This is a genomic window from Stappia sp. WLB 29 (genome assembly GCF_023507705.1).
Classification (GTDB): Bacteria; Pseudomonadota; Alphaproteobacteria; order Rhizobiales; family Stappiaceae; genus Stappia.
Map to the genome: position 1 here is coordinate 1 of NZ_JALBGD010000014.1, position 16,788 is coordinate 16,788.

Here is a 16,788-nt window from a genome sequence, read left to right on the forward strand (position 1 = left end):
CCGCTCAAACTTTGCTTTCGCCATCGGCGTCGCTCTCTGTTAACTTGCGGTTAAGTCCATCATTTCGATCAAGACCCGACCGCCCCAGGGCGGTGGATGCTAAGCAGGGCATGCGCGTTTGTCGTAAAGCCTGGTCAGGAGCAGCAGCGTCACTCGAAAAGTGGAGCGGGTGAAGGGAATCGAACCCTCGTCATCAGCTTGGAAGGCTGCTGCTCTACCATTGAGCTACACCNATCAGCTTGGAAGGCTGCTGCTCTACCATTGAGCTACACCCGCCGCCTGCCGCAAGGGGGATGGTGGAGGAGGTTGGATTCGAACCAACGTAGGCCAAGCCAACGGATTTACAGTCCGTCCCCTTTAACCACTCGGGCACTCCTCCGTTTCACCGCCCTGTCGCCGAAGCATCCTGGATGGCTTCACGAAAACGCCCCGCGAAACAATCGCGAGGCCGCTCCCGTGGCGCGTGTTATGTAGAACAGGCATGGGGGTGTCAACACCCATTTATAGCCTTTGGACACAAAAACGACCGCCCGTCCGGCAGCGGTTTCTCCTTGCCGGTGGATCACCTTGCGGATAATCGCTCGCTCATGACACGACCCGACACACCGGCCGGCCCATCCGGCACCTCCACCAGCTCCGAAGAGACCGGCGCCCCCTCGCCCGCGCATTCCCGCAGCAAGCCTCCGCATGGATCGGCAGGCGGCCAGCGGGATTACAAGGGTACCAAAGGCCGGGGCGCCAAGGGCGGCTTCAGAAAGGGCGGCGGCAAGCAGTCGGCGCAGGGCGCCGCGCATGAGGGCGAAGGGCGCCGTCCGTTCGCCAGGGTGCGCCCGCGCTCATCGCGCGAGGGAGACGCGTCCGAGGGGCCGGTCCTCCTCTATGGCCTCCATACAATCGAGGCCGCATTCCGCAATTCCGATCGCCGCCGCCACCGGCTGCTGGCGACCGAGAACGCCCAGCGCCGCCTGACCGAGCGCGGAATTGACTTCGACGTTCCTGTGGAAACCGTCAGTCCGCGGCAACTCGACCACCTCGTCGGGCGCGACGCGGTGCACCAGGGCGCCGTCCTGGAGGCCGATCCCCTGCCCGCCTTCGGTCCGCGCGACCTTGCCAGGGCCCGACTCGTGCTGGCACTCGATCAGGTGACCGACCCGCATAATGTCGGGGCGATTCTGCGCTCCGCCGTGGCGCTTGCCGCCGATGCGGTGGTGACGACCGAGCGGCACGCCCCGGAAGAAGGCTCCGTTCTGGCGAAATCCGCCTCCGGCGCGCTCGACATGGTCCGCCATGTGCGCGTGAAGAACATGGCGCGCTTCGTCACCGAGATGCGCGAGGCCGGATTCCAGGCCGTCGCCCTCGACAGCGAGGGGCCGGCGCGTCTGGAAGAGACGGACCTCGGCGAGAAGGTGCTGCTGGTGCTCGGCTCGGAAGGCAAGGGCGTGCGCCAGGGCGTGCGCGAGGCGTGCAGCGCCCTCGCCCGGCTCGACATGCCCGGCGCCATCGCCTCGCTCAACGTCTCCAATGCGGCGGTGCTGGCCCTTTACGTCACTCGGGGGAAAATGGGCCTGTAAACCCATTTTCCGCTCCAGCGAGTCCGAAGCCCTCCGAAAAAATACCCTCCCGACAATCTGCGCGTTAATTCTTGACTCAATAACTCAAGTTAAATATTTGCCAGCTTCAGGCGCTTGAGCGCCTCAGCCAGCTTTTGCGCGAGCCACCCTCTCTTCCCCCCAACTCACTACAATCATCGAGGGCCCCATCGTGCAAAATGCCAAGAAGCGCGCCGCAATCAGCGGCGTCGCAACGATCGTGCTTGCCCTGCCGGCAGCGTCCTTCGCCCAGTCGCAAGCCCCCGCCGTCTCTCCCGCGGCATTGGCCGACGAACAGGTGCCCGACGCCGCGAGCACTCAGGCGTCCGACGGCCCTGCAGCCGACAAGTCGGGGCAAGCCACACGTCTCAAAAGGCTCATCATTCCGTTCTACGAGTTTTTTGGCCCGCGCAGCCCGGCGGATGTCGGCACGACGACCCTCGACACGGACGCCTTCACCGTACGCACCGACGGCAGCGGCGATGCTAACTCCGCGCTGCGAGGCCTGCCGAACGTCCAGTACCAGAACGAAGCCGACACCGACGTCGGCGTCGACGGTCAGAAGATTCTCGACACACGCCCCGAGCTTCTCTCCATCTCGGGCGGGCGCACCTACGAAAACAATTTCATCGTCAACGGCATCCCGACCAACACGGTTACCGGGTCAGTCGAGCGCTATGGCAACTCGGAGCTGGCCAGCGACACCAATACGCCCAATGCTGACCGCTTCTACGGCCTGCATCCCCAGACGATCTTCGTGCCATCCGATTTTGTGGACAGCGTGACCGTTGTCGACAGCAATGCATCCGCCCGCTACGGCAACTTCCAAGGCGGCGTCGTTTCGTACGAACTAAACAAGCCCAACACGCAGCGCTGGACAGGCACGGCGAGCGTCCAAGTCGAAAGCGACAAGTTCGTCAGCTACAATATCGCCACGTCCGACGGCACCAACCCGCTCGATCGCAAGTCGCCGGAATTCACCAAGATCAAGTCTTCCCTTTCGCTCAGCGGGCCCATCAACGAAATCTTTTCCATGATAGCGCAGTACAGCAGGACTGACGTAACAACAAAAAAGCAGAAAGAATATATCTATTACTCCGGAGATATCCGTGAGGATTCGCTGAATAATTTCTTCAGACTCCAGCTCGACGCCAAGACAGACTACGGACTGTTCTCGCTGGAGGGCATGGTCACCGACTATACGCAAGGGTTCGAAAGCCCGAGCTGGCGTGACATGCAAGTCGACGTCTCCACCCGGACCTATGCCGGCAAGATCGAGCATTCATACACGTTCGACACTCTCGAGATACCGCTCGGCCAGATCCTCGGCCTGACGCTCGACACCAAGGCCGTCGTCTCCCACTCGTCGACGCGGAACCAGACGAACAGCGACGTCGCCCGGGTCTTCCAAATCAGGGAAGGTACCAGAACCGCCACCCATTGGACGTCGAGCGACCCGGATATCCTCTCCTGGTGCCGGCTCGACCCGACCACGACAACGAATGTCATCTGCCGCGAAGGCGGATATGGCGCGAACAAAGTTCAGGAACAAACGCAGTATCTCTTCGGCCAGAACGTTACGGGATCCATCTGGGCCGGAACATTCGAGGCCGGCTTCGACCTCACCCACACGAACGCCCGCCGCGCGCGCGAAAGCGACTTCACCTACTACACCTCGGTCAACACGCTCTGGGACGCCCGCTCCCTCGGGCTCAGCCAATTCACCTGCCTGGGCAGCGAGGCCTGCGGCCCCGATCAGTATGCCAATATCAAGTCGATCTGGGAGGCTTTCGACACCACGACAACCCTCAACTCGGCTGATGCCTGGCTGCAACTCGAGCAGAGCTTCGGCTGGCTGACCGTCCGGCCGGGCGTGCGCCTCCAGGTCGACGACTACCAGAAGAACGTCAACATCGCGCCGCGCATCGCCGCGACGATCACGCCCATCGAAAGGATCGAGCTCTCCGCTGGGTTCAACCGCTATTACGACAGCGAAAGCCTTGCCTATGCCATCCGTGACAATCAGCCACGCGGGCAGGCCTACACCCGAGGCCATGACGGCAGCGGCAATGTCACCGACGAATGGACGATGCGCGCAGAGACCGGCGTCTATGGCAACAGGGCCTCGGACCTGCGAACTCCCTTCACGGACGAATGGGTGGCCGGCATCAAGGTCATCGATCCGCTCGTGGACGGTGCGTTCCGCCTTCGCTATGTCAATCGCGCGATGAAGGACCAGTACGCCAAGGCGGATCTCGGCAGCAATGTCTGGGAACTGACCAACGCCGGAACCGGGGCCTACGAATCCGCCACCGCGGAATATGCCAAGACCTGGGATGTAGAGCGGTTCCGTTTCCTCGATCAGCTGACGCTGACCGCGTCCTTCACATGGTCCGCACAGGAGCTCTCCCCGGACAGCTACTTCTACGACGAGGACGATCTTCTCGACCGGATCCTCTACAACGGCCGGTCCTATTCGGTCGCGGGCTTCTCCGTGGTGACCGGAAACATGGACATTCCCATGCGCGCCCAACTCGCGATGATGACGAGCTGGTACGAAGGCAGGTTCAATCTGGGCTTCGCGGCCAACTACAATTTCCCCTTCACCGGCGTCGAGGACACGGGACGCACGCAGGTGTTCGAGGGCGTTCGCCACGACGTCTGGGAGGACAAGGATTTCGACGGAACCCTCACCGTCGACCTGCACTCGAATCTCGTCCTCCTGCGTGATGAGCACAGGAGCGTCCGCCTCAACCTGGTCGCCAACAATCTCTTCAACGAAATCGGCAACGCGACGGCCAACAACAGCAATCCCTTCATCAAAGGGCGGAGCTTCTGGCTCGGCCTCAGCACCACATTCTGAAGAAGAGCAATGCCTTTCTTCCGCTTCTTCGTGGGCCTGTGGGGCCTGTGCCTTGCCGTTGTCCTGCTCATGCCGGGTCTGCTCGTACACGAGCGCTGGCAGCGAGCCGGCGACGATCAGCTCGCCTCGACCTTTCCTTCCGACCCGGGCAAAGGAGATTTCGAGGCGTTGCGCCGGGCCTATGCGCGTCCGCCGTCCGAGTGGCCTGAGGCCTTGGTCGAACCGGAGGTCGCCTTCGTCGAACTAGGCCCGCTCGAGCGGCGTCCACCCCCGGAGGGTGTCGAACTCCGGAAGGCCCGCCTCGGGCGCAGGCTGTTCGAGGATCCGTTGCTGTCCGCTTCCGGGCATTTCTCCTGCCAATCCTGCCACAACCGGCAGCTTGGCTGGGGCGACGGGCTCAGGGTCTCGGTCGGCCACGAACGACAGGAGGGGCGGCGCAACGCCCCTTCGCTCTTCGGGGCAGGCTATCGCGACGCGTTTTTCTGGGACGGCCGGGCGGCAACCCTCGAGCAGCAGGCCGCCGGCCCCCTGCTAAACCCCGTCGAGATGGCCAATGAAGATCTTGCCCAGGTGGTGGACCGCCTTCGCGCAAGGCCGGACTATGTCCGTGCCTTCGGCCAGGTCTACGGCGAAACGCCCATCGCCTTTTCGCACGTCGCCGAGGCATTGGCCGCGTTCCAGCGCACGCTGGAACGCGGGACGCGGTTCGATCGCTTCGCCGCAGGACTACCTATCCGCTTTTCCGATGAGGAGCTTTGGGGCCTCAATCTCTTCCGCGGCAAGGCGGGCTGCGCCAATTGCCACTTCGGCCCTCTGCTGACCGACCAGAAGATGCACAATCTGGGGCTCACCTTCTTTCGCCGCCGGCTTCAGGATCTCGGCCGGTACGAGGAGACGGGCGATCCGCAGGATGTCGGCCTGTTTCGCACGCCTCCCCTGCGCCATGTGCGGCTGACCGCGCCTTACATGCACAACGGGATCATGCCGCGTCTGGCCAACGTCATCGCCTTCTATGTCCAAGGCGGCGGCCTCATCCGGCCGCGCAACGAGACGGAAGCGGCCGACCCGCTCTGGCCCCATGCAGCCCGCACCTCGCCGCTCCTCAAGCGCCTCGATCTGGAGCAGGCAGAAATCCGGGCGCTGATTGCGTTCCTGGAGAGCTTGTGATCAGCCGGCGTTGCCTCATGCAAAACACGTTCGTTTTTGAGCAAAGCAGCATTCGAAACGGATGCACGCCTGCGAAAGGTGTGCTAAACGCCGCTCCGATGCCGGTATAGCTCAGCTGGTAGAGCACCTGATTTGTAATCAGGGGGTCACGGGTTCGAATCCTGTTGCCGGCACCACCACCTCCCCGATGTTTTCCAGTCCGAACACGGCACGGTCCGCATCGCGGGTCGAACGGTTTCGCCCGGCTGCGCAACAGCCGGGCCGAAGGCGCAACACGGCGCATACAGCAGCGAGAGGACAGCACATGAACCCGATCGGTTTCCCGGATCCCGCCTTCGTGTCACGCCAGACGGCCAGGATGCTGCTCGAGGTCAAGGCGGTCCATTTCCGCGCCGACGAGCCCTACAAGCTGACCTCCGGCCTTGCCAGCCCGGTCTACATCGACTGCCGCAAGCTGATTTCCTTCCCGCGCCTGCGCGCCACGCTGATGGACTTCGCCACCGCGACGATCCTGCGCAATGTCGGCTTCGAATCGCTCGACGCGGTCGCCGGCGGCGAGACGGCCGGCATCCCCTTCTCCGCATGGATCGCCGAGCGCCTCGGCCTGCCCATGCAATATGTGCGCAAGAAGCCGAAGGGCTTCGGCCGGGACGCGCAGATCGAAGGCGTTCTGAAGGAGGGCGACCGGGTGCTGCTGGTCGAGGACCTGACCACCGACGGCGGCAGCAAGGTCCGCTTCGCCGAGGCGCTGCGCAAGGCCGGCGCCCAGGTCGACCACGCCATCGTGCTCTTCTTCTACGACATCTTCCCGCAGACCTACGAGGCGATGGCCCGCAACGGCCTGACGCTGCACTATCTCGCCACCTGGCGCGACGTGCTGGCGGTCGCCCGCGACGAAAACCATTTCGACGAGAAGACCCTCGCCTCGGTCGAATCCTTCCTCAACGAGCCGCTGAAGTGGTCGGCCGCCCATGGCGGCATCTCCGAATTCTCGGTCTGAGCCGGCACGTCCTCACTCCGCCGACTGCAATTTCTCGCGCCCCAGCCGCCGCGCCAGGACCGGATGTTCCACCGGTTCCTTGGCGCGGAAGGCATGGCGGCGCGCGATCTCCAGATACGAGCGGTAGACATAGCCGCCGTTTTCCGCCCGGAACGCATCGCGGTGGCGGCGATAGAGCCCCGGCAACCGGTACCAGGGCACGGCCGGAAAGCGGTGATGCACCGCATGCAGCGAGTTGAAGAGGAACAGGACGGCAAGCGGCCCCCTGTCCTCGATGATCACCGTCCGGTGTCCGACCGCCTCTTCCGCCCGGTGCTCCAGGAACGTGCGCACGCACAGAAGCGACCAGGCGCCGTAGCAGACCGCCAGATAGGCCGGCAGCGAAAAGCCCGGCAATAGCCCCAGCAGCGCCAGCAGAACGCCGGCGAGCACCAGATGCTCGCCCCAGGCGCGCAGGACATCGTTGCGCCCGCCCCGCGCCAGCCGCCATTCGGCAGCGACGAAGCCCGCCATGCCGATGGCCGGCCCGACCAGCATCCGTCCGAACAGCGTGTTGTTGAAGGCAAGCAGGGCGCGTCTCCCCCGCCCCGCCGCCCGCCAGTCGCGCGGATGCAGATACCAGCTCTCGGGATCCTCATAAGGGTCGGTCAGGCGCGGGTCGTCGTGATGGGCGATATGCAGGGCGCGGAACCGCCAGTAGGGCACGAACAGCCCGAGCGGCAATCCGGCGAGCAGCGCGTTCAGCCGCGGATTGCGGAACGGATGGCCATGCAGCAGTTCGTGCTGCAGCGACGAATGCAGCGTCACCACCGGCACCAGGCAGAGCCAGAGGAGTGCCGACCAGCCGTCCCCCTGCGCCATGGATGCCGCCGTCACCAGCACGGCAAATGCCAGATAGACCCCGGTCAACAATGCCAAGGTGGGCCATTCGAATGCCGCCCGTGAAAGCAGTTGCCGCTCGACACCGGCAAGCGAACCCGCTCCGGCGTCCTCTTGCAAAGGATGGAGTTCGAAGGGCGTTCCCGCGGCTGGCAAGGTTTGCGCGTGCTGCATCCGCACAGAGTGCCGGAACCGGCACGCGGAACAATGTGTCGATATCCAAAGACAAATGTGATTTCATTGAGAACATATAGATTTGATGTGTTTTCGCAAATTTCATGCGAAACAGAAAATCATATCGGAGCGATGAGGAGCGGCCGACATGACCGGCACCGACAAGCGCGAACTCGCGGCGCTTTTCCGCGAGCGGCTCGGCATCCTGATGGCGCGACGCGGCGAGCCGCCCGGCCGCTTTGCCGCCCGTATCGGCCTCGACCGGTCGGCCCTTAGTCATTTTCTCGACGCCGCCTCCACACGCATGCCGCGGGCCGAGGCACTTTGCGATATCGCCCGCTCGGAAGGTGTCACCACCGACTGGCTGCTCGGGCTGACCCAGAGCGCCTCGGATGCGGCAGCCATCGCGCCGGCCATCGAGATCGAACAGGCGGAAAACGGCCGCGGCGACACGTTGCTGGCAAGCTGGCACCAGCAGGCGGTCGGCTACAAGATCCGCTATGTGCCGGGTACGGTTCCCGACCTTCTGCGCACCGAGGCGGTGCTCGCCTACGAATTCGGCGCGCCGGAAACCGTCAAGGCTGCGGCCAAGGCCGATCAGGGGCGGCGCCTGCTCGCCTATACGCGCCGTCCCGAGACGGACATGGAGGTCTGCATGCCGCTGCAGACACTGGAGCAGCTGGCCGGCGGAACAGGCATCTGGACGGGCCTGAGCGAAGGCGACCGGCGCGAGCAGCTCGAGCATATGGCCCGGCTGGTGGAGGAGCTCTACCCGACGTTCCGCCTGTTCCTCTATGACGGCCGCGCCCGGTTTTCCCCACCCTATACCGTCTTCGGGCCGCAGCGCGCCGCCCTCTTCCTCGGCTCGTTCTATCTGGTGGTGAACTCGGTCGAGCACATCCGCGCACTTACCCGGCATTTCGACATGCTGATCCGTGCCGCTTCCATCGGCCCCGACCGCGCGGCCGGACACTTGCGCGACCTGGCGAGGCACTAGCCGAGCGGCGCGAACGCACCTGCTCTCACGCCTTCGTGAAATGCGGCATCTTGAGCAATGAGGGGAAATGCGTGGACACTCCCTTTGGGCGGCGTGTCGTGCCGCACCTGAGGGAGACACACATATGCTCAAGTCCTGCCTGCGCACGGCAGCCGTGCTCGTGGCCTTTGCGACGACTGCGTCGCTCGCCAATGCAGACCCCATCGAAATCCGCCAGAACATGATGAAGTCCGTGGGCGCGGCCACGGGCACGCTCGGCAAGATGGTGAAAGGCGAGATCCCGTACAATCCGGAGCTGGCCGGACTGGCCATGCGCATCCTCTTCACCACGCCCTCGGGATTCGTCGCCCAGTTTCCGGACGGGGCCGATTCGCCGACCAGCGAGGCCGGCCCGAAAATCTGGGAAGACCGCGCCGGCTTCGAGAAGGTCGCCCTCGACATGCAGAATGCCGCCATGGCCGCAATCCCGGCAGCCGGCGAAAGCCTCGACGCCCTGAAGGCCTCTTTCGGTTCGGTCGCGCAGAACTGCCGCGCCTGCCACGAGACCTACCGCGTCAAGAAGAACTGATCTAACAAGGTCGCTTGAACATGCCGCACCGCGCGCCGGAGCAGGTCTCCCGGCGCACGGTGCGGTTCTGCCGGTCGGCAGGCATTTCGCACGACGTGTCCCGGAGTAGTACATGACCCGCCGCACCTTCCGCCGTCTCCTCGGCGTGTTCCTGCTGCTGATCGCCGCGGGGCTGTATTTCACGCGGCCCGAGCGGGTCGACCCCGCCACGATCCCGGCGCGTCAGGCGGACCTGGCAAATGGCGAGCGGATGTTCTGGGCAGGCGGCTGCGCCTCGTGCCATGCCTCTCCGGGAGCCACCGGCGACGCCAAACTGGTGCTTGCCGGCGGGGTGGAACTGAACACCCCGTTCGGCCTCTTCCGTGTGCCCAACATCTCGCCGTCCGAAGCGGGCATCGGCGGGTGGTCGGTCAGCGACTTCCTGAACGCGATGATCCACGGCACCTCGCCGCAGGGTCTGCACTACTATCCGGCCTTCCCCTATGGCTCCTACCGCAACATGAAGGCGGAGGACCTGATCGACATGAAGGCCTATCTCGACACGCTGCCGGCCTCGGAAAACCAGGTGGCCGACCACGATCTCGCCTTCCCCTTCTCCTGGCGCAGTGCGCTCGGCATGTGGAAGCTGCTGTTCCTCGACACCGCCGCCCCCGCCCTTGCAGCAAATGCCGGCGCAGAAGCCGAACGCGGCGCCTATCTGGTGACCGGTGCCGGACACTGCGCGGAATGCCACACGCCGCGCAATGTCCTCGGCGGCCTGGATACGTCGCAATGGATGGCGGGCGGCCCCAATCCCGACGGCGAGGGCAGCATCCCGAACATCACACCGTCGTCGCAGGGAATCGGCTCCTGGTCGGCGACGGACATCGCCTATTATCTGGAAAGCGGCTTCACCCCGGACTTCGACAGCGTCGGCGGCAGCATGGCCTCGGTCCAGGCGAACTGGGCCAAGGTGCCGGCGGAGGACCGCGCGGCCGTGGCCGCTTATCTCAAGTCGATCGCGCCAATCCCTGCACAAAGCAACTGATCCGATCCGCCGAGGTGCCGGAGATCAGCTGCCCTCGAAGGCCTCGCTGCCGGTCTGCCGGCGGATCCAGTCGAGGAACGAGGCGCTGCCTCCCTCCACAGGCAACAGCATGACCGCCGGCTCGTCGTAAGGGTGCGCCTGGACGACCGCCTCGATCGCCTCCCGTGCCCGCGACCGGGTGGTCTTGGCCAGGAACACGATCTCCTCGCTTTCCTCCAGCGCGCCGTCCCACTGGTAGATCGACGTCATTCCCGGCCACATGTTGACGCAGGCAGCCAGCCCCTCGCCAACCAGCCGGCCGGCCGCCGCACGGGCGCTCTCCGTGTCTGGAAAAGTCGCGTAGATCAACCGGATATCCATCTCGCCCTGCATCAAAAGACGGGTCCCCAAATTTCCCGGCCCGTGCTACGTGAGAAACATGGACCGTCTGCCGCAGACTATCGAGAAACTGGCCTTCGTCTCAAGCGAGACGGACGAGGCGGAGCGTGCCCGCATCCAGCTGGAGGGCCGCTACGGCGCTAACGACCCCAAGCAGGCCGATGTGATCGTCGCCCTCGGCGGCGACGGCCTGATGCTCCAGACCCTGCACCGGTTCATGAATACCGGCAAGCCGATCTACGGCCTCAACCGCGGTTCGGTCGGCTTCCTGATGAACGAATACGGCGAGGACGGTCTGCCCGAGCGGATCGCGCGGGCCGTGGTCAGCCGCATTCATCCGCTCGTGATGGAGGCGACGGACACGTTCGGCCATATCCACTCTGCACTTGCGATCAACGAGGTGTCACTGTTGCGCCAGACGCATCAGGCCGCCAAGCTGCGCATCTCGGTCGACGACCGCGTGCGGATGGAGGAACTGGCCTGCGACGGCGTCCTCGTCGCCACCCCGGCCGGCAGCACCGCCTACAACCTGTCGGCCCATGGCCCGATTCTGCCCATCGACGCGCAATTGTTGGCGCTGACGCCGATCAGCGCATTCCGCCCGCGGCGCTGGCGCGGTGCCTTGCTTCCGAACTACGTCAGTGTTCGCATCGGCGTTCTGGAAGCAGACAAGCGCCCGGTAAGCGCGGCAGCGGACTATACCGAGATCCGCAACGTCATCGAGGTGCGCGTGCGCGAAGAGAAAAACTCTTCCAGCCTTGCCCTGTTCGATGCGGACCACAATTGGGACGAACGGATCCTGTCCGAGATGTTCCGCTACTGACCGCAGTAAGTAGCTTGCCTTATTTCGCAAATAATTAAACTTTGGCCGCGATCTTTCCGCTAGGCTCTTTTGAAGACAAGAGCGTGCAGGACTGACGCAGGATGCAACTGCCCCATCTCGACCTCGGCGGAATACGGGTTCTGATCGTCGACGACAACACCAACATGCGCAGGATCCTGCGGACGATGGTCGCGGGCTTCGGCGTCAAGTCCATCTACGAGGCCGAGGATGGAGCCGACGCGCTGGAAGAGATCTCCCGCAACGATCCCGACCTGATCATCATCGACTGGCTGATGCCCCTGGTGGACGGCAGCGAACTGACCCGCCGCATTCGCACCTCGCACGCGCCCGCCTGCTTCGTGCCGATCATCGCGGTGACGGCACATACCCAGAAGCGCCGCGTGATGCAGGCAAGGGACAGCGGCGTGACGGAGGTGATGTGCAAGCCGGTCTCCGCCCGTGCCCTCTACCTGCGCATCGCCAATTGCATTCTCAACCAGCGCGACTTCGTCCGCACAAAGGGCTTTTTCGGACCCGACCGGCGCCGCTTCCAGAACCCGAGTTTCTCGGGAGACGAACGTCGGGGACAGCCGGTCGACGATGGATATACTCTGGACGGTCCAACGGAACTCCCGCAAAGTCATTTCTCACGGGTAGGCAGGGAATCGGCGACAGGATGAGACCGCATTCCTGTAGCAACCTGAGCAGCATGTCGTTCGACGGCGGGATTGCCGGAGATGGCGCGCAGCGGGAGCGAAAGAACAGATGAGCAGCGACCCGACCAAGCAGAATGCCGGCTACGAACTCGTGAAGCCACCACGCGATCTTCGCGCGAAGGTCCGGGTCATGAGCGAGCGCGAGGCTGCGCGGTTCGACCCGATCAAGTCGGCGGAAGCCGCGCTCGAGCGCCTTTCTCACGATTTCGACGACTGGATGGCCAGCGAGGCGCAAACCCTGTCGCAGGCTTGGGCCGATATCCAGGAAAACGGCATCGGCGATACCGAGCGTCGCGAGACGCTGTTTCGCGCGGCCCATGACATCAAGGGTCAGGCGAGCACTTTCGGCTATCCGCGGGTTGGCGCCGTCGCCGGCAGCCTCTGCCATCTGATGGAGCATGTGGCGGCGGACAAGCTACCGCTGAAGCTTATCGCCCAGCATGTCGAAGCGATCCGCGCCATGGTCGCCGAGACCGGGCAGCAGGAAGAAAACGCCACCGCCAAGGCGCTGGTCGATAGAATTGCCGACGTCACCAACGACTACGTGTCACGGCATGGAGACGGCGAGGAGGAGTGACCCCTCGCCCTCGGCGGGCAAGCCGCAGTCCGATCAGGCGGCGGCGAGCGTCCGGCCGACATAGGCGCGCGCTGCCTCGCGCGCGATCTCGGCCGAGAAGCGGCGCAGCATCACCACCAGATCGTCCGCCTCGACCCCATCCTGCGACTGGTAGCGCTCAAGCACCTCGGCGATCATCAACCTTGCCACGGCCGGGTTCGACGGAATGACGAGATCGGGAGAGATCTCGCGCGCCAGATCACGCCACACGCCCACCGCAACCTGGATCAGCGCGTGGGTGCGCGGCGGCAGACCGGCGCGTGCCAGCAGCGCCCGAACGGCGAGTCCCCTGCCCGTCTCAAGCACCCCGTGCACGCGATCTTTGCGCATGCCCGACAGGCGCGCCAGCGCTGCGTTGAACAGGCGGATATTGCCCGTGCACAGCGCCCTCAGCAGCAGGCCGGCCGTCAACTGTCCCGATTCCACGAGATGCCCGACCAGCGCATCCGTCTCCTGGGGGCCCGCCTGGCTGGCAAGGCTGACCGTCGCCCGCTCGCGCGCTTCGGTCACCACCGTACGGGCCCGCTCTTCCTTGAGGCCCCGACGAACGAGGGGGTGATCGCTCAACAAGTCGCCGACCTGCTTCAGCAGCATCTGGCGGATCTCGATGGGAATGCCGGGGCGCGCCATTAGCGCCTCGCGCAAGGTCGCGTCCTTACCGTGGCGCTCGACCAGCCGGACCAGACTGAAACGCGAGATGTCCGCCGTGTCGTTTTCGGCAAGCGCCACGCATGCCTGCAGCGAGCCGACCTCCGCGATCGCAGCCGCCACCTCCACCGACAGGTGGAACCGGCGCGCCACCGCCGCAGGCAGCGGGTCCGCGAAGCCGCCGATTGCATCGACCAGTTCCGCATCCAGCAGCACGGGAGACCGCTCCAGAACGGGTAGCGCCACGTCCGGCAGGTCGCTGACCAGCGCCAGCACCACCTCGCGCGGGGCCTTGTCGCTGCGCGACAGAGCTTCGGCGAGCGCGCGGCGCACCTGCACGGCCGGGTCGTCGAGAAGGATGATCATCGCCGCTTCCGCCGCATCGCGGTCGTCAGCGGACATTTCGGAATAAAGATAGGCCTTGGCGAGCGCGCTCGTTGCCTCCGCCCGCCGGGCCACCGGCGCATCTGCCATCCAACGCAAAAACTGATGCACGATCATGATGCGTAGTCCCCTGGGTCGCGCCGCGTAACGCAGCGCAGGTCACCAGTCTGGGGCCAAAACGCTTAAAGCTTCGTTCACCATAAAGCCTTCGTTCACCATGACCGACCGAGACAAAAAGAAAGACGCCCGAACCGCCTGGTCCGCGCGTCGCTGTCCATCCTTGCTGGTGCCGCGGCTCACACCGGCGGCAGCAATTCCCTCTGGGCGAAGGTCGGCTGGTAGTTGAGGAAGCCGGTGAGATCCATCGGCTGGCTGCGCAGAAGGCTCGCAGTTCGCTGCCCACCGCTTGCCTCGACGAGAACCCGCGACCGCCGCTCGGCATAGGCATCGCTGCTCGATGCCGCCTCCAGGCGCGCCGCCGCCCGCTCCAGCGCTTCCGCCTGCCCGGCCTCCTGGGCCGCGAAGGCCGACGCGAAGCGCGAGTCGAACGACACGCGCCGCGCCTCCATGCCATTGCGGAACAGCGCATGGAACGGCGAGGAGATGTCGTCGGTAGCCGACCAGGCCGTCAGCACCCGGCTGGTGGGGGCGTCGCTGGCGGACCGCTCGCCGTCGGCATTGTAGGCAAGCTCGGTGCCCGTGGTCGGCTTCGTCTCGGGGCGCGCTGCCACCAGCGTGCCGCCGGCTCCGGGCAGCGCCGGCATGGGGCCGGAATGCTTGGAAACCAGGTTGGCATAGACCTGGGAGACGCTACGCGCGCCCCCCCGGTCGTAGAAGATCGGCTTGTTCGCCTTCGCCTGTCGCGAAAAGACCTGATCCGCGGCAAGGTCCGGCTGGCTCTGGGCCAGCGAGATCAGCTTGTGGGCACCGCCCGCCCCCAGGAAATGCGCGATATAGAGTTCGCCCTCGCTGGGCGGCCTGCCGAGCTTCTCCGTGAGATACGAGGCGTTCTTCTGCGTCAACTCGCCAGCCATCATCGACGCGATGTTGGCATCGTTGCGCAGATTGAGAATCTTCTCGCGCATGGCCGGATCGGCCACGCGATACTTGCCGTTCGCGGTCCGCTCGATCTGATCGGCATACTGCCCCAGGCCGTGGCGCGCGCCCGATTCCTTGAGCGTCTCCAGCCAGGTGCTTTCGATGAACTGGAAGAGACCGGTCGCACTCGAGGTGCGCGCGCGGGCGGTCTCGACGAAGTTGGATTCCCGCTTCGCCGTCTTCACCAGGTACTCGAAGGAGGTGCCGGTCGTCGTGCTGGCCGACTGGAACGCCTGCTCGATCCTGGATGCGATCGAGATCGGTTCGCCGACTTTCATGCTCCGCTCTCCTGCGTAACGCATGTCTTAGGATTTGGTTAAGAGTCACGGCCATTTGGTTAACGACTGGTTAACGTCCGCTAAGGTCCGTTGCGAATTGCACTTTATGTCTTTAATCGAGAGACTCGATTCGTCCGGAAAATGGTACGGCCGGCCTGCAACCGGCTCAAACGACAGGGAGGAACGCATGCCGGGACTGCATTACGAGGAGTTCGAGATCGGCCACGTCTTTGCCCATTCGCTGACCCGCACGGTCACCGAGATGGACAACATGCTGTTCTCCAACATGACGCTGAACCCGCAGCCGCTGCATATCGACCGGCATTTCTGCGAGACGCAGACCGAGTGGGGCCAGCCGCTGGTGAACAGCATCTTCACGCTCGGCCTGATGATCGGCATCTCGGTAAACGACACCACCGTCGGCACCACCATCGGCAATCTCGGCATGACCGATGTCCGGTTCCCCCATCCCCTGTTCCAGGGCGACAGCGTTCATTGCACCACCGAAGTGGTCGCCAAGCGCGAGTCGAAGTCCCGCCCCGATGCCGGCATCGTCGAGTTCGAGCACAAGGCCTACAATCAGAACGACATCCTGGTCGCCAGCTGCCGCCGTCAGGCCTTCATGAAGAAGAAGGGCTGAGCGTGCGCTCGCTCCTCTTCGTTCCGGGCGACAGCGAGCGCAAGCTGGAGAAGTCGCTGACGAGCGGCGCCGATGTGCTCCTGATCGACCTGGAGGATTCCGTCGCGCTCGAGGCCAAGCCGAAGGCACGCGAGACGGCCACCGCCTTTCTCGCGGCGAACCGCGAGCTGGAGACCCGCCCGCGCCTCTATGTCCGCGTCAACGCGCTCGACACCGGCGAGACGGACGCAGACCTCGCCGCCGTGATGCGAGCAGCGCCCGACGGCATCATGCTGCCCAAGTCGATCTCCGGCCGCGACGTACAGCACCTTGCGGCCAAGCTTGCAGTGCACGAGGCCGAGCAGGGACTTGCCGACGGCGCGACCCGCGTGATCGTCGTCGCCACCGAGACCGCCGCGTCGGTTTTTAATCTCGGCACCTATCCCGCGTCGAGCCCGCGCCTTGCCGGCCTCACCTGGGGCGCGGAAGACCTGTCGGCCGATCTCGGAGCGCTCGGCAACCGGACTGCGGACGGGCGCTATTCGGGCCCGTTCTGGCTGGCGCGCAACCTCTGCCTCTTCGGCGCGGTCGCGGCCGAAGTAGCCCCCATCGACACCGTCTTCACCAATTTCCGGGACATGGACGGCCTGCGGGCCGAGGCGCTGGAAGCGCTGAACGACGGCTTCACCGGCAAGATGGCCATCCACCCCGCACAGGTTCCGGTGATCAACGAAGTCTTCACCCCCTCGAGCGAAGAGATCGCCAAGGCGAGGCAGGTGTTCGAGGCCTTCGCAGCTGCCGGCAATCCCGGCGTCGTCGGTCTCGACGGCGAGATGCTCGACCGGCCGCACCTGCGCCGGGCCGAAAAGGTACTCGCGCGCGCCGGTATCGTTGCCACCGCCTGACACAACAAAAGGCCGGAGGAACATGCCCTCCGGCCTTGCCAACCAACTCCGGAAGCGGC

General features: G+C 64.7%; 16 protein-coding genes and 3 tRNA genes. 13 read left to right on the top strand and 6 right to left on the bottom strand.

Annotated elements, in window-relative coordinates; genetic code table 11:
- Positions 1-161 precede the first annotated feature (161 nt).
- Positions 162-276: transfer RNA gene (locus tag MNI96_RS19855), tRNA-Gly, on the bottom strand.
- An 18-nt stretch (positions 277-294) separates the two neighbouring features.
- Positions 295-379, bottom strand: a tRNA-Tyr gene (locus MNI96_RS19860).
- 208 nt (positions 380-587) lie between these two features.
- On the opposite strand from MNI96_RS19860, the gene MNI96_RS19865 reads away from it, so the two are divergent.
- The 5 genes from MNI96_RS19865 to MNI96_RS19885 all read left to right on the top strand — a co-directional run bounded on the left by MNI96_RS19865 (position 588) and on the right by MNI96_RS19885 (position 6,619).
- The gene (locus MNI96_RS19865) at positions 588-1,571 is read left to right on the top strand and encodes a TrmH family RNA methyltransferase (RefSeq protein ID WP_249695983.1); all 984 of its coding nucleotides are present in this window, start codon (positions 588-590) and stop codon (positions 1,569-1,571) included.
- Between the two features lie 190 nt (positions 1,572-1,761).
- Positions 1,762-4,452, top strand: a complete 2,691-nt coding sequence (locus MNI96_RS19870) for a TonB-dependent receptor (protein ID WP_249695986.1) — start codon at positions 1,762-1,764, stop codon at positions 4,450-4,452.
- Positions 4,453-4,461: 9 nt separating this feature from the next.
- Positions 4,462-5,619 (top strand): cytochrome-c peroxidase, encoded by a 1,158-nt coding sequence (locus MNI96_RS19875; RefSeq protein ID WP_249695987.1) that lies wholly within the window; start codon positions 4,462-4,464, stop codon positions 5,617-5,619.
- 100 nt (positions 5,620-5,719) lie between these two features.
- A tRNA-Thr gene (locus MNI96_RS19880) sits at positions 5,720-5,795 on the top strand.
- A 128-nt stretch (positions 5,796-5,923) separates the two neighbouring features.
- Positions 5,924-6,619 carry an orotate phosphoribosyltransferase gene (locus tag MNI96_RS19885; protein WP_158192949.1) on the top strand — a complete coding sequence of 232 codons (696 nt, stop codon included), beginning with the start codon at positions 5,924-5,926 and terminating at the stop codon, positions 6,617-6,619.
- A 12-nt stretch (positions 6,620-6,631) separates the two neighbouring features.
- Here the strand turns inward: MNI96_RS19885 and MNI96_RS19890 are convergent, their stop codons facing one another.
- Complete coding sequence (locus tag MNI96_RS19890; protein ID WP_249695990.1) at positions 6,632-7,537, bottom strand: fatty acid desaturase; 906 nt, start codon at positions 7,535-7,537, stop codon at positions 6,632-6,634.
- Between the two features lie 283 nt (positions 7,538-7,820).
- Here MNI96_RS19890 and MNI96_RS19895 point away from each other — a divergent pair, with 283 nt between their 5' ends.
- The 3 genes from MNI96_RS19895 (at position 7,821) to MNI96_RS19905 (ending at position 10,264) form a co-directional block, all read left to right on the top strand.
- The gene (locus tag MNI96_RS19895; RefSeq protein WP_249695992.1) at positions 7,821-8,669 is read left to right on the top strand and encodes a transcriptional regulator; all 849 of its coding nucleotides are present in this window, start codon (positions 7,821-7,823) and stop codon (positions 8,667-8,669) included.
- 124 nt (positions 8,670-8,793) lie between these two features.
- Entirely contained in the window at positions 8,794-9,237 is a 444-nt protein-coding gene (locus MNI96_RS19900) for a c-type cytochrome (protein WP_158192952.1), read from the top strand.
- Between the two features lie 112 nt (positions 9,238-9,349).
- Entirely contained in the window at positions 9,350-10,264 is a 915-nt protein-coding gene (locus MNI96_RS19905) for a cytochrome c (protein ID WP_249695994.1), read from the top strand.
- 24 nt (positions 10,265-10,288) lie between these two features.
- On the opposite strand, the gene cutA is transcribed toward MNI96_RS19905, so the two are convergent.
- On the bottom strand, positions 10,289-10,612 hold the full coding sequence (gene cutA, locus MNI96_RS19910; protein ID WP_249695996.1) for a divalent-cation tolerance protein CutA: 324 nt from the start codon (positions 10,610-10,612) through the stop codon (positions 10,289-10,291).
- A 70-nt stretch (positions 10,613-10,682) separates the two neighbouring features.
- Here cutA and MNI96_RS19915 point away from each other — a divergent pair, with 70 nt between their 5' ends.
- The 3 genes from MNI96_RS19915 to MNI96_RS19925 all read left to right on the top strand — a co-directional run bounded on the left by MNI96_RS19915 (position 10,683) and on the right by MNI96_RS19925 (position 12,758).
- Positions 10,683-11,465, top strand: coding sequence for an NAD kinase (locus tag MNI96_RS19915; protein WP_249695999.1), 783 nt, complete (start codon positions 10,683-10,685; stop codon positions 11,463-11,465).
- A 101-nt stretch (positions 11,466-11,566) separates the two neighbouring features.
- The gene (locus MNI96_RS19920; RefSeq protein ID WP_249696000.1) at positions 11,567-12,145 is read left to right on the top strand and encodes a response regulator; all 579 of its coding nucleotides are present in this window, start codon (positions 11,567-11,569) and stop codon (positions 12,143-12,145) included.
- A gap of 85 nt (positions 12,146-12,230) precedes the next feature.
- Positions 12,231-12,758 (top strand): Hpt domain-containing protein, encoded by a 528-nt coding sequence (locus tag MNI96_RS19925; protein WP_249696002.1) that lies wholly within the window; start codon positions 12,231-12,233, stop codon positions 12,756-12,758.
- Positions 12,759-12,791: 33 nt separating this feature from the next.
- Here the strand turns inward: MNI96_RS19925 and MNI96_RS19930 are convergent, their stop codons facing one another.
- Both MNI96_RS19930 and MNI96_RS19935 read right to left on the bottom strand, forming a co-directional pair.
- Complete coding sequence (locus MNI96_RS19930) at positions 12,792-13,946, bottom strand: DUF2336 domain-containing protein (RefSeq protein ID WP_249696005.1); 1,155 nt, start codon at positions 13,944-13,946, stop codon at positions 12,792-12,794.
- 179 nt (positions 13,947-14,125) lie between these two features.
- On the bottom strand, positions 14,126-15,205 hold the full coding sequence (locus tag MNI96_RS19935) for a lytic transglycosylase domain-containing protein (RefSeq protein WP_249696007.1): 1,080 nt from the start codon (positions 15,203-15,205) through the stop codon (positions 14,126-14,128).
- Positions 15,206-15,392: 187 nt separating this feature from the next.
- Here MNI96_RS19935 and MNI96_RS19940 point away from each other — a divergent pair, with 187 nt between their 5' ends.
- Together MNI96_RS19940 and MNI96_RS19945 are read left to right on the top strand one after the other, a co-directional pair.
- Complete coding sequence (locus MNI96_RS19940) at positions 15,393-15,845, top strand: MaoC family dehydratase (protein WP_249696009.1); 453 nt, start codon at positions 15,393-15,395, stop codon at positions 15,843-15,845.
- A gap of 2 nt (positions 15,846-15,847) precedes the next feature.
- Positions 15,848-16,729 (top strand): HpcH/HpaI aldolase/citrate lyase family protein, encoded by an 882-nt coding sequence (locus MNI96_RS19945; protein WP_249696010.1) that lies wholly within the window; start codon positions 15,848-15,850, stop codon positions 16,727-16,729.
- Positions 16,730-16,788: the final 59 nt, after the last annotated feature.

Bases quoted from the DNA above. Each gene is read 5' to 3' on its own strand.
- MNI96_RS19865 (WP_249695983.1), top strand. From the start codon at position 588: ATGACACGACCCGACACACCGGCCGGCCCATCCGGCACCTCCACCAGC.
- MNI96_RS19935 (WP_249696007.1), bottom strand. From the start codon at position 15,205: ATGAAAGTCGGCGAACCGATCTCGATCGCATCCAGGATCGAGCAGGCG.
- MNI96_RS19895 (WP_249695992.1), top strand. From the start codon at position 7,821: ATGACCGGCACCGACAAGCGCGAACTCGCGGCGCTTTTCCGCGAGCGG.
- MNI96_RS19925 (WP_249696002.1), top strand. From the start codon at position 12,231: ATGAGCAGCGACCCGACCAAGCAGAATGCCGGCTACGAACTCGTGAAG.
- MNI96_RS19920 (WP_249696000.1), top strand. From the start codon at position 11,567: ATGCAACTGCCCCATCTCGACCTCGGCGGAATACGGGTTCTGATCGTC.
- MNI96_RS19915 (WP_249695999.1), top strand. From the start codon at position 10,683: ATGGACCGTCTGCCGCAGACTATCGAGAAACTGGCCTTCGTCTCAAGC.
- MNI96_RS19900 (WP_158192952.1), top strand. From the start codon at position 8,794: ATGCTCAAGTCCTGCCTGCGCACGGCAGCCGTGCTCGTGGCCTTTGCG.
- MNI96_RS19905 (WP_249695994.1), top strand. From the start codon at position 9,350: ATGACCCGCCGCACCTTCCGCCGTCTCCTCGGCGTGTTCCTGCTGCTG.
- MNI96_RS19940 (WP_249696009.1), top strand. From the start codon at position 15,393: ATGCCGGGACTGCATTACGAGGAGTTCGAGATCGGCCACGTCTTTGCC.
- MNI96_RS19875 (WP_249695987.1), top strand. From the start codon at position 4,462: ATGCCTTTCTTCCGCTTCTTCGTGGGCCTGTGGGGCCTGTGCCTTGCC.
- MNI96_RS19885 (WP_158192949.1), top strand. From the start codon at position 5,924: ATGAACCCGATCGGTTTCCCGGATCCCGCCTTCGTGTCACGCCAGACG.
- MNI96_RS19930 (WP_249696005.1), bottom strand. From the start codon at position 13,946: ATGATCGTGCATCAGTTTTTGCGTTGGATGGCAGATGCGCCGGTGGCC.